At 70.3% G+C, this 10448-nt stretch carries 9 protein-coding genes and 1 pseudogene; 6 read left to right on the top strand and 4 right to left on the bottom strand.

Annotated elements, in window-relative coordinates; translation table 11 throughout:
• Nucleotides 1–19: 19 nt before the first annotated feature.
• Nucleotides 20–94, top strand: a pseudogene (locus ABZU72_RS28240) (response regulator transcription factor); the annotation flags it as partial.
• 66 nt (nt 95–160) lie between these two features.
• Here ABZU72_RS28240 and hutU read toward each other — a convergent pair.
• The 3 genes from hutU to ABZU72_RS28225 form a co-directional block, all read right to left on the bottom strand.
• Nucleotides 161–1816, bottom strand: coding sequence for a urocanate hydratase (hutU, locus tag ABZU72_RS28235; RefSeq protein ID WP_355022088.1), 1656 nt, complete (start codon nt 1814–1816; stop codon nt 161–163).
• A gap of 8 nt (nt 1817–1824) precedes the next feature.
• Nucleotides 1825–3366: a histidine ammonia-lyase gene (gene hutH / locus ABZU72_RS28230; protein ID WP_355022087.1), complete on the bottom strand. Its 1542-nt coding sequence runs from the start codon at nt 3364–3366 to the stop codon at nt 1825–1827.
• A 185-nt stretch (nt 3367–3551) separates the two neighbouring features.
• Nucleotides 3552–4706, bottom strand: a complete 1155-nt coding sequence (locus ABZU72_RS28225) for an LCP family protein (protein ID WP_355022086.1) — start codon at nt 4704–4706, stop codon at nt 3552–3554.
• 175 nt (nt 4707–4881) lie between these two features.
• Here ABZU72_RS28225 and ABZU72_RS28220 point away from each other — a divergent pair, with 175 nt between their 5' ends.
• The 3 genes from ABZU72_RS28220 to ABZU72_RS28210 are packed head-to-tail and all read left to right on the top strand — an operon-like array spanning nt 4882 to nt 7291.
• The gene (locus ABZU72_RS28220) at nt 4882–6369 is read left to right on the top strand and encodes an Ada metal-binding domain-containing protein (RefSeq protein WP_355022085.1); all 1488 of its coding nucleotides are present in this window, start codon (nt 4882–4884) and stop codon (nt 6367–6369) included.
• On the top strand, nt 6369–6848 hold the full coding sequence (locus ABZU72_RS28215) for a methylated-DNA--[protein]-cysteine S-methyltransferase (protein ID WP_355022084.1): 480 nt from the start codon (nt 6369–6371) through the stop codon (nt 6846–6848). The genes ABZU72_RS28220 and ABZU72_RS28215 overlap by 1 nt, the downstream gene beginning before the upstream one ends.
• Complete coding sequence (locus tag ABZU72_RS28210; RefSeq protein WP_355022083.1) at nt 6848–7291, top strand: hypothetical protein; 444 nt, start codon at nt 6848–6850, stop codon at nt 7289–7291. The genes ABZU72_RS28215 and ABZU72_RS28210 overlap by 1 nt, the downstream gene beginning before the upstream one ends.
• A gap of 53 nt (nt 7292–7344) precedes the next feature.
• Here ABZU72_RS28210 and ABZU72_RS28205 read toward each other — a convergent pair whose 3' ends face one another.
• Nucleotides 7345–8067, bottom strand: coding sequence for an IclR family transcriptional regulator (locus ABZU72_RS28205; RefSeq protein ID WP_008358359.1), 723 nt, complete (start codon nt 8065–8067; stop codon nt 7345–7347).
• A gap of 143 nt (nt 8068–8210) precedes the next feature.
• On the opposite strand from ABZU72_RS28205, the gene leuC reads away from it, so the two are divergent.
• Nucleotides 8211–9623, top strand: coding sequence for a 3-isopropylmalate dehydratase large subunit (leuC, locus tag ABZU72_RS28200; RefSeq protein WP_355022082.1), 1413 nt, complete (start codon nt 8211–8213; stop codon nt 9621–9623).
• A 1-nt stretch (nt 9624) separates the two neighbouring features.
• Nucleotides 9625–10230, top strand: a complete 606-nt coding sequence (leuD, locus tag ABZU72_RS28195) for a 3-isopropylmalate dehydratase small subunit (protein ID WP_355022081.1) — start codon at nt 9625–9627, stop codon at nt 10228–10230.
• Nucleotides 10231–10448 lie beyond the last annotated feature (218 nt).

Below are 10448 nucleotides of genomic sequence, written 5' to 3'. Positions count from 1 at the left end.
ATCAACCTAGGATCAGAGCATGCGGGTGCTGGTGGTCGAGGACGAGCCTTTGATGGCTGGAGCGATCCGGGACGGGTTGCGGCTGGAGGCGATCGTCATGACGAGCCGACTCGGCGGGGGTTGTGGTCAGGATGCGCCGACTCGGCGAGGCGAACATTGGTCAGGCGTCGAGCATCGGGACGTTGAGTCCCCGCTCACGAGCGACATCGCGCGCGTGCTCGTAGCCGGCGTCGACGTGGCGCATGACGCCCGTGCCGGGGTCGTTGGTCAGGACCCGCTCGATCTTCTCCGCGGCGAGCGGAGTGCCGTCGGCGACACAGACCTGGCCGGCGTGGATGGAGCGGCCGATGCCGACGCCGCCGCCGTGGTGGATGCTGACCCAGCTCGCACCCGAGGCGGTGTTGAGCAGCGCGTTGAGGAGCGGCCAGTCGGCGATCGCGTCGGACCCGTCCTTCATCGCCTCGGTCTCGCGGTAGGGCGAGGCCACGGAGCCGGAGTCGAGGTGGTCGCGACCGATGACGACCGGCGCCGAGAGCTCTCCGGAGGCGACCATCTCGTTGAACTTCAGCCCGGCGAGGTGGCGCTCCTTGTAGCCCAGCCAGCAGATCCGCGCCGGCAGGCCCTCGAAGTGCACCTTCTCGCCCGCCTGGGTGATCCAGCGCTTGAGGCCCTCGTTCTCGGGGAAGAGGTCGACGATCGCCCGGTCGGTCTTGGCGATGTCCTCGGGGTCACCCGAGAGCGCTGCCCAGCGGAACGGGCCGAGGCCCTCCTCGAAGAGCGGTCGGATGTAGGCGGGGACGAAGCCGGGGAAGGCGAACGCGTTCGCGAACCCGCCCAGACGGGCGCCCTCGCGCAGCGAGTTGCCGTAGTCGAACACCTCGGCATCACGAGCCATGAACCCGACCATCGCCTCGACGTGCTTGGCCATCGAGGCCTGCGCCTTATCGGTGAAGTCGTCCGGGTCCTCCGCGGCCCGCGAGGCCCACTCCTCGACGGTGTATTCCAGCGGGAGGTAGGAGAGCGGGTCGTGCGCCGAGGTCTGGTCGGTGACGATGTCGATCTCGACCTCGCGCGCCAGGATCTCCGGGAAGACCGCGGCACAGTTGCCGACGAGGCCGATGGAACGCGGCGTACGGGACTTCTTGGCCTCCTCGGCCTGGGCCAGGGCGTCATCGAGCGACGACGCGACGGTGTCCATGTAGCCGTGGTCGACACGGCGCTGGAGACGGGCCGCATCGACGTCGACGACGATCACGACGCCCCCGTTGAGCGTGACCGCGAGCGGCTGCGCGCCACCCATGCCACCGGCGCCGCCGGTCAGCGTCACGGTGCCGGCCAGCGTGCCGCCGAACCGTTTGCGGGCGATGGCGGCGAAGCACTCGTAGGTGCCCTGCAGGATGCCCTGGGTGCCGATGTAGATCCACGAGCCGGCGGTCATCTGGCCATACATGGTCAGGCCGAGCGACTCCAGCCGCCGGAACTCCGGCCAAGTGGCCCAGTCGCCGACGAGGTTGGAGTTGGCGATCAGGACCCGGGGCGCCCACTCGTGGGTGCGGAAGACGCCGACGGGCTTGCCGGACTGCACCAGCAGGGTCTCGTCGGCCTCGAGCTCGTCGAGGGTGCGGACGATGGCGTCGTACGCCTCCCAGGAGCGCGCGGCGCGGCCGGTGCCGCCGTAGACGACGAGGTCGTCGGGGCGCTCGGCCACGTCCGGGTCGAGGTTGTTCATCAGCATGCGCTTGGCGGCCTCGGTCTGCCAGTTCTTGGCGGTGATCTCGGGGCCGTGCGGTGCGCGGACAGTGCGTGGTTCGCTCATGTCGCTCATCACATCACTGAAGCGAGCGAGCGTGCACGCGAAAGAAGGGTGCCGTCGGCGACGAGGCCGACGACCGACTTGATGTCCGGGGACAGGAACCGGTCCGGGCCGGGGGCAGGGACCAGCTTGCGGATCTCCTCGACCAGCGCGGCGCCCACCGGGCCGGGACGCTCGGGAGCGCGCATGTCGATCGCCCGGGCGGCGGTGAGGATCTCGATGGCGACGACCTGCTGCGCCCCGGAGATCGCGCGGCGGAGCTTGCGGGCGGCGTTCCAGCCCATCGAGACGTGGTCCTCCTGCATCGCGGAGGTGGGGATGGAGTCGACCGACGCCGGAACGGCGAGGCGCTTGAGGTCGGAGACGATCCCGGCCTGCGTGTACTGCGCGATCATGTGCCCGGAGTCGACCCCGGGGTCATGGGCGAGGAACGGCGGCAGCCCGTGGTTGCGCGACTTGTCGAGGAAGCGGTCGGTGCGGCGCTCGGAGATCGAGGCGAGGTCGGCGGTGGCGATGGCCAGGAAGTCGAGTACGTAGCCGATCGGTGCGCCATGGAAGTTGCCGTTGGACTCGACCCGGCCGTCGAGCGTGACCACCGGGTTGTCGACCGCGCTGGCGAGCTCGGTCTCGGCCACCCGGGCGGCGTGGGTCATGGTGTCGCGCACCGCGCCGTGGACCTGGGGCGCGCAGCGCAGCGAGTAGGCGTCCTGCACCCGGGTGAACCCGGTGCCGCGGTGGTCGGCGACGATGCCGCTGCCCGCGAGGACGGCACGGATGTTGGCCGCCGAGGTCGCCTGGCCGGCGTGCGGGCGTAGGGCCTGGAGGTCCTCGGCGAAGACGCTGTCGGTGCCCTGGAGGCCCTCGATGCTGAGCGCTCCGGCGATGTCGGCGGTGGCGACCAGGTCGTCGAGGTCGGCGAGCGCCAGGACGAGCATCGCCAGCATCCCGTCGGTGCCGTTGATCAGCGCCAGCCCCTCCTTCTCGCGCAGCTGCACCGGGGTGATCCCGGCGGCCGCCAGCGCGTCGGCGCCGGGGACGAGGTCGCCGTCGGCGTTGCGTACGTCTCCTTCGCCCATCGCCGCGAGCGCGCAGTGCGCCAGCGGGGCCAGGTCGCCGGAGCAGCCGAGCGAGCCGTACTCACCGATCACCGGAGTGATCTGGGCGTTCAGGAGCGCGGCGTAGGTCTGGGCGACCTCGGGGCGTACGCCGGTCCGCCCCGTGGCGAGCGTCGAGAGACGCAGCAGCATGAGGCCGCGTACGACCTCCTTCTCGATCTCGGCGCCCGAGGAGGCCGCGTGCGAACGGACCAGCGAGGCCTGCAGCTGTGCGCGGTGCTCGGGCGGGATCGAGGTGTTGGCCAGGGCGCCGAAACCGGTCGAGATGCCGTAGTGGGGCCGGGTGTCGTGAGCCAGCGACTCGATGAGCTCGCGGCTCGTGGCCATCGCGGTCAGCGACTCGTCGGTCAGGGTGATGGGGGTGTTGTGACGGGCGACGGCGACTACCTGATCGAAGGTGAGGGCACCGACCCCGACGGGAACCGTGGTGTAGGTCATGACCAGAGTGGATCACATCACACTCGGAGATTGTTCGGGTAGGGGCGCCGTCGCGAGCGTCGTGAGACCGGTGTCCTGGCAAGGCGGAGCCTCGATGGCGGTCTGGTTGCACCGTCGAGAGGTGACAACGCAGCCAGGGCGCCGGTATCGCGGCGCGCAGCAGGTGGCCCTGCCCGCGCAATCTCCTAGGCGGGTGAGCACAGGCCGTTGTCGGCGGCGTCCTTCTCCTGGTCCTCGGGGCTCACCGAGTCGGCCGGAACCTCGTCCGGTGAGGCGCTGACCTCGGGATTTCCCGGGGTCGCAGAGCTCGTGGGCGAAGGGGCCGCGGAGGCCGTCGTGTCGTGGAGCGGACGGTCATCGAGCATCCGCTCCCACAGCTCGTCGGCCGCCGGGAGGATCTCGAGACGGCCCCAGTTGGGGTCGCCGGCGGGGTAGGCCCGGTTGGGTACGGTCTCGAACTCGATGCTCGACGGATCCAGGTCGCGCATCTCGCCGGCCAGGTCAGCCAGCCCGGCGACCGAGCCGATGTCGGTGGTGATGCTCTTGGAGAGCTCGGTCGCGAACGTGGCCAGGCGGCGCGGGCGGGTCAGGGTGCCGGCGGAGAGGACCTTGGTGGCGAGGGCGGTGAGGAAGTACTGCTGACGTCGCATCCGGCCCAGGTCGGCGTTGGGGGTCGAGGAGCGGTTGCGTACGTAGTCGAGGGCCTGCTTGCCGCGCAGGTTGTGGGTGCCGGCGGGCAGGAAGATGTTGTGCTCCTCGTCGTCGATCGCCTCCGGGATGCAGATCGTGACGCCGCCGACGGCGTCGACCATCCCACGGAAACCGGCGAAGTCGAGCGCGATGTAGTGGTCGATCGGGATCCCGGTGAGCAGCTCGGTCTGGCGGGCGGTGCAGATCGGGCCGCCCACGGCGTAGGCCTCGTTCCACATCACGCCGCTCGCCTCGGGGATCGTGGTGCCGTCCGCGGCGGTGCACTCCGGCCGGTCGACGAGCGCGTCGCGGGGGATCGAGACGCCGTAGGCCGAGGTCCGGTCGGCGGAGACGTGCAGCAGGATCGTGCTGTCGGAGCCGCCGGAGCCACCCTCGCCGTCGATCGAGCAGCCGTCGCAGTCACGTCCGTCGGTGCCCAGGATCAAGATGTTGAGCGGCTGCTTGGGGCCCTCGTCCTCGGTCTCCGGCTCGTCGAGGAGGTGGTTGATGTCGCCCCCGGAGCCGAGGTTGCGGTTGAGGTGGCTGTAGAACGCCCAGCTGCCGATCCCGGTGCCGACCGCCAAGAACAGCATCGTGACCACCACGGTGAGCACGACCGTACGTGTCCCCGACCTCGTTTCGGTCCTCATCACCCTCCCTCGCCCGTCCGCCTGAGCGGACCGTCTGCGTGTGCAGCCCACACAGGTTGTACGCGCCAGTGAGCCGAGAGGTTGCTGCTTCAGGTAACGGCATTGTGAAACCATGAGGAAGGCACTGTCCGAAAACCGCGCGTAATTTCGTTCCGAACGCGGCAACATGGTGGACATGGATGGGACGACGAGCGTGAACGGACTCGACTTCGAATCGTGCTACCGCGCTGTTCGTTCGCGCGACCGGCGCTTCGACGGCATCTTCTACACGGCGGTCGCCTCGACCGGGATCTACTGCCGGCCCTCGTGCCCGGCCCGGACCCCGGCGCTGGTGAACGTCTCCTTCCACCGGACCGCTGCGGCGGCCCAGGCGGCCGGCTACCGGGCCTGCAAGCGCTGCCGCCCCGATGCCACCCCGGGCAGCCCGGAGTGGGATGTGGCGGCGACGCTGGCCGGGCGTGCGATGCGGCTGATCGCCGACGGCGTCGTCGACCGGGAAGGCGTCGAGGGGCTGGCTCGCCGGGTCGGCTACTCGCCGCGCCACCTGACCCGGCTGCTGACCACCGAGCTCGGCGCCGGTCCGTTGGCGCTGGCCAGGGCGCGCCGAGCGCAGACCGCCCGGACGCTGGTCGAGACCACCGAGCTCGGCTTCGCGGACATCGCCTTCGCGGCCGGCTTCTCGAGCGTACGTCAGTTCAACGACACCGTCCGCGAGGTCTATGCGGCCTCGCCGACCGAGCTGCGCGGGCGCCGTGGGTCGCGGCGCCGGGCCGATGGGACGATCGCGCTGCGGCTCGCCGTCCGCACCCCGTTCGCCGGCCGAGCGCTGCATGCGTTCCTGCGCGATCACCTGGTGCCCGGCGTCGAGGTCGCCGGGGTCGACGGCGGGCGGCGGTGGTTCGCCCGGACGCTCGACCTGCCCAACGGGCCCGGCACACTGCGTCTCGAGCTCGCCGACATCCCCGAGGGCGAGACCGGCTTCGTCCATGCGACCTTCAAGCTCGCCGACCTGCGCGACACCACCGCCGCCGTCGAACGCGCCCGCCGGCTGCTCGACGCCGACTGCGACCCGCGTGCGGTCGGCGACGTCTTCGTCGGGGACGAGGTGATCGGCCCGCTGGCCCTGGCCCTGCCGGGACTGCGGGTGCCCGGCACCGTGGACGGGGGCGAGCTGGCGCTGCGTACGATCGTGGGGCAGCAGGTCTCCGTCGCCGGTGCGCGCACCGTGCTGGCCGGGATCGTCGCCGAGCACGGCCGCCCGATCGCGACCGACATCGACGGCCTCACCCATCTGTTCCCGTCCGCGGACGCCCTTGCCGCCGCCGACCCGGCCGGCATGCCGATGCCGCGCTCGCGTGGGCGTGCGGTCACCGGTCTGGCCGCGGCGCTCGCCTCCGGCGAGCTCCAGCTGGACCGCGGCACCGACCGCGACGTCGTGCACGAGCAGCTGATCAGCCTGCCCGGGGTCGGACCCTGGACCGCCGACTACGTCGCGCTGCGTGCTCTCGGCCATCCCGATGTCTTCCTGCCGACCGATGTCGGCATCAAACGAGCGCTGGAAGTGCTCGGTGCGCCCGCGGCGGATGTCGCCGCGTGGCGGCCGTGGCGCTCGTACGCCCTGCTCTACCTGTGGACCTCACTGACTGCCTTGGAGAAACTGTGATGTGGACTCTCATCGACTCGCCCGTCGGCGAGCTCCGGCTGGTCGCGCACGACGGTGCGATCACCGCGATCGACTTCATGCCGGCCGACTACGCCAAGGGCCGGGTGCTCGGGGAGCGGTCCGACTCGGATCCGCTGTTGCTGGAGTGTGCCCGGCAGCTCGCCGAGTACTTCAAGGGTGACCGGACGAGCTTCGACCTCCCGCTGGCGCCCTCGGGCACCGCGTTTCAGACGCGTGTCTGGGAGCAGCTGCAGCAGATCGAGTACGGCACGACCGCCTCCTACGGCCAGATCGCCAGCCGCCTCTCGCTGACCGGCCACGGCGCCCGCGCCGTCGGGCTCGCCAACGGCAGAAACCCCATCCCCATCGTCATCCCGTGCCACCGCGTCGTCGGCGCGGACGGCTCCTTGACCGGCTACGCCGGTGGACTGGACCGCAAGACGACGCTGCTGGGCCTGGAGAGCGGCGTCCTCTTCTGATGCCGAGACTGCAGTTGTGGCGTCCGAGACCGCAGTTGTGGCGTACGTCGGTGGTGGTTGCCGCGCTCCTCGCGACTCTCGCCGCGTGCGGCGCGGAGGAGCTTGCCGAACCTGCGGAGCCCGCGACCAGTGAGACCCGGAGCGAGACCGAGAACGCGTTGCTGGTCAACGGCCGGGTCAGATGTGACCAGGACGTGTCGAGCGACGAGGCGAAGGACACGATCGAACGCGTCGGCGGGCTCCAGCAGCCGACCTGGTCGGTGCGGTTCGCGGAGAGCACCGCGGCCGGTGTGGTCGTGCTGGTCGCGGGTGACCTCGAGGACGCCGAGCCCCGGCTCTTCGAGGACTACAGCGTGGCGGTGATCGTCGCGTCGGCCGAGGACCAGACGCGTACGGAGGACTTCAAGGCCGTGCGCGACGCGGTGCGGGAGATCTGCGGCTGAGGTCGCTGGGATACCCGGTCAACCGGGTATTCCTGGGGCTGGAGTGACAGCAGCTACTCCGCGGCCGCGCGCCGCAGCGACTCCGAGAGCCGGTCGGCGGCGGCGAGGACGGCGGGGGCGTGCATCTTGCCGGGCTGGCGGGTGAGCCGCTCGAGGGGGCCGGAGACGGAGACGGCGGCGATGACCTTGCCGCCGGGGGAGCGGACGGGAGCGGATACCGAGGCGACACCGGCCTCGCGCTCGCCGATCGACTGCGCCCAGCCGCGGCGGCGGATGCCGGAGAGGGCGGCGGCGGAGAAGGCGGCGTTCTGCAGGCCGCGGTGGAGGCGCTCGGGGTCCTCCCACGCGATCAGTATTTGAGCGGCCGACCCGGCACGCATCGTCAGCTGCGAGCCGACGGGGATGGTGTCGCGAAGGCCGGAGGGGCGCTCGGCGGCGGCGACGCAGACGCGGAAGTCGCCCTGGCGTCGCCACAGCTGCGCCGACTCACCGGTGATGTCGCGCAGGCGCGCCAGGACGGGCCCGGCGGTGGCCAGCAGTCGGTCCTCGCCGGCGGCGGCGGACAGCTCGGCCAGTCGCGGGCCGAGAACGAAGCGGCCCTGCATGTCGCGGGCGACCAGACGGTGGTGCTCGAGGGCGACCGCCAGACGGTGTGCGGTCGGACGGGCGAGACCCGTCCCGGCCACCAGACCGGCCAGGGTCGCCGGGCCGGATTCGAGAGCTGTGAGCACAAGGGCGGCCTTGTCGAGCACGCCCACACCGCTGGAACTGTCCATATCGCAAGACTAACTTCTCAGAACCTGAGATGCAACGTTACGCTCGGAGAAGCAGACTGGAAGTGGCGGATCTGACATTGCGATTCAACGCTCGAACCGCCACCGGCCACTACAGACCAAAGATGCCAGATGGAGAACGTGTCATGGGCAGGACCTTGTCGGAGAAGGTGTGGGACGAGCATGTCGTCCGGTCGACCGCGGGAGAGCCCGATCTCCTTTACATCGACCTTCACCTCATCCACGAGGTGACGAGTCCGCAGGCCTTCGAGGGCCTGCGTCTGTCCAACCGTAAGGTGCGTCGTCCCGACCTCACCATCGCCACCGAGGACCACAACGTCCCGACCCTCGACTGGGACAAGCCGATCGCCGACCCGGTCAGCCGCACCCAGGTCGAGACGCTGCGCAAGAACGCCGAGGAGTTCGGCGTACGTCTCCACCCGCTCGGCGACGCCGAGCAGGGGATCGTGCACGTGGTCGGGCCGCAGCTGGGGCTCACCCAGCCGGGCATGACCATCGTCTGCGGTGACTCGCACACCTCGACGCACGGCGCGTTCGGCGCCATCGCCTTCGGCATCGGCACCTCCGAGGTCGAGCACGTGCTGGCGACCCAGACGCTGATGCAGGACAAGCCGAAGACCATGGCTGTCACGGTCAACGGCGCCCTGCCCGACGGCGTCAGCGCCAAGGACCTGATCCTCACCCTGATCTCCAAGACCGGCACCGGCGGTGGCCAGGGCTACATCGTGGAGTATCGCGGCGAGGCCATCCGTGAGCTCTCCATGGAGGCCCGGATGACGATCTGCAACATGTCGATCGAGTGGGGCGCCAAGGCCGGCATGATCGCCCCCGACGAGACGACCTTCGCCTACATCAAGGACAAGCCCGAGGCTCCGAAGGGTGCCGACTGGGACCAGGCCGTCGCGCACTGGAAGTCGCTGGTCACCGACGAGGACGCCGTCTTCGACAAGGAGATCGTCCTCGACGCGGCCGAGGTCACCCCGTTCGTCACCTGGGGCACCAACCCGGGCCAGGGCGTCCCGCTGGGCGCCGCCGTCCCGAGCCCCGACGACTTCGAGGACGCGGACGCGAAGATCGCGGCCGAGAAGGCCCTGACCTACATGGGTCTCGAGGCCGGCACTCCGATGCGCGAGGTGCACATCGACACCGTCTTCCTCGGCTCCTGCACCAACGGGCGCATGGAGGACCTGCGTACGGCCGCCGACATCATCCAGGGCCACAAGGTCGCCGACGGCACCCGCTTCCTGGTCGTACCCGGCTCTGCCAAGGTGCGCCTCCAGGCCGAGGAGGAGGGTCTGCACAAGATCTTCCTCGACGCCGGCGCCGAGTGGCGCGGCGCGGGCTGCTCGATGTGCCTCGGCATGAACCCCGACACCCTCGCCCCCGGCGAGCGCTCGGCCTCCACGTCCAACCGCAACTTCGAGGGTCGCCAGGGCAAGGGCGGTCGCACCCACCTGGTCTCGCCGGAGGTGGCCGCCGCGACCGCCGTACGCGGCACCCTCTCCTCGCCCGCCGACCTGACTCTCGTGGAGGCCTGACATGGACAAGTTCACCACCCACACCGGCGCCGGTGTGCCGCTGCGCCGCAGCAACGTCGACACCGACCAGATCATCCCCGCGGTCTACCTCAAGCGCGTGACCCGCACCGGCTTCGAGGACGGCCTCTTCGCCGCCTGGCGCAACGACCCGACCTTCGTGCTCAACAACGAGGCGTATGCCGGGGCCTCGGTCCTCGTCGCCGGCCCCGACTTCGGCACCGGCTCCTCGCGTGAGCACGCCGTCTGGGCGCTGATGGACTACGGCTTCCGCGTCGTCATCTCGAGCCGCTTCGGCGACATCTTCCGCGGCAACTCCGGCAAGGCCGGCCTGCTCGCGGCGAAGGTCGACGAGAAGGTCGTCCAGAAGCTGTGGGACTACCTCGACGACAACCCCGGCGCCCAGATCACCGTCGACCTGGAGTCGCGCACCGTCCGCGCAGGCGAGGGCCCCGACGCCATCGAGGACTCCTTCGACATCGATGACTACACCCGCTGGCGCCTCCTCGAGGGCCTCGACGACATCGGCATCACGCTGTCCCACGACGACGACATCGCCACGTACGAGGCGACCCGGCCCTCCTTCAAGCCGGTCACCCTGCACGCCTGAGCATCGCCGAGAAGGCGCTCGCGTCGGCCGAGGCGTCACCTAGGTTGGCCGAGACGTCACCGGCGTTGGTCGAGACGTCAGTTATATAGATCGAACCGTCAGTTGTGGGAGACGAGAGTGCAACTAGGGCGACCCCCAAAAGCCAAAGCCTCCACACCACAAACGTGATGGGCCGCCCCACAGCCCAATACCGCCGCCTACCACAAGATTTATGCCCC

It is taken from the genome of Nocardioides sp. NPDC004968, from assembly GCF_040608935.1.
GTDB lineage: Bacteria > Actinomycetota > Actinomycetes > Propionibacteriales > Nocardioidaceae > Nocardioides.
Note: the sequence above shows the minus strand (reverse complement) of the source record. Positions and strands in the feature narration are given on the sequence as shown.

What these genes read in the sequence shown, in the direction of transcription:
- hutU (WP_355022088.1), bottom strand. Translation starts at nt 1,816, where the DNA reads ATGAGCGAACCACGCACTGTCCGCGCACCGCACGGCCCCGAGATCACC.
- hutH (WP_355022087.1), bottom strand. Translation starts at nt 3,366, where the DNA reads ATGACCTACACCACGGTTCCCGTCGGGGTCGGTGCCCTCACCTTCGAT.
- ABZU72_RS28225 (WP_355022086.1), bottom strand. Translation starts at nt 4,706, where the DNA reads ATGAGGACCGAAACGAGGTCGGGGACACGTACGGTCGTGCTCACCGTG.
- ABZU72_RS28220 (WP_355022085.1), top strand. Translation starts at nt 4,882, where the DNA reads ATGGATGGGACGACGAGCGTGAACGGACTCGACTTCGAATCGTGCTAC.
- ABZU72_RS28215 (WP_355022084.1), top strand. Translation starts at nt 6,369, where the DNA reads ATGTGGACTCTCATCGACTCGCCCGTCGGCGAGCTCCGGCTGGTCGCG.
- ABZU72_RS28210 (WP_355022083.1), top strand. Translation starts at nt 6,848, where the DNA reads ATGCCGAGACTGCAGTTGTGGCGTCCGAGACCGCAGTTGTGGCGTACG.
- ABZU72_RS28205 (WP_008358359.1), bottom strand. Translation starts at nt 8,067, where the DNA reads ATGGACAGTTCCAGCGGTGTGGGCGTGCTCGACAAGGCCGCCCTTGTG.
- leuC (WP_355022082.1), top strand. Translation starts at nt 8,211, where the DNA reads ATGGGCAGGACCTTGTCGGAGAAGGTGTGGGACGAGCATGTCGTCCGG.
- leuD (WP_355022081.1), top strand. Translation starts at nt 9,625, where the DNA reads ATGGACAAGTTCACCACCCACACCGGCGCCGGTGTGCCGCTGCGCCGC.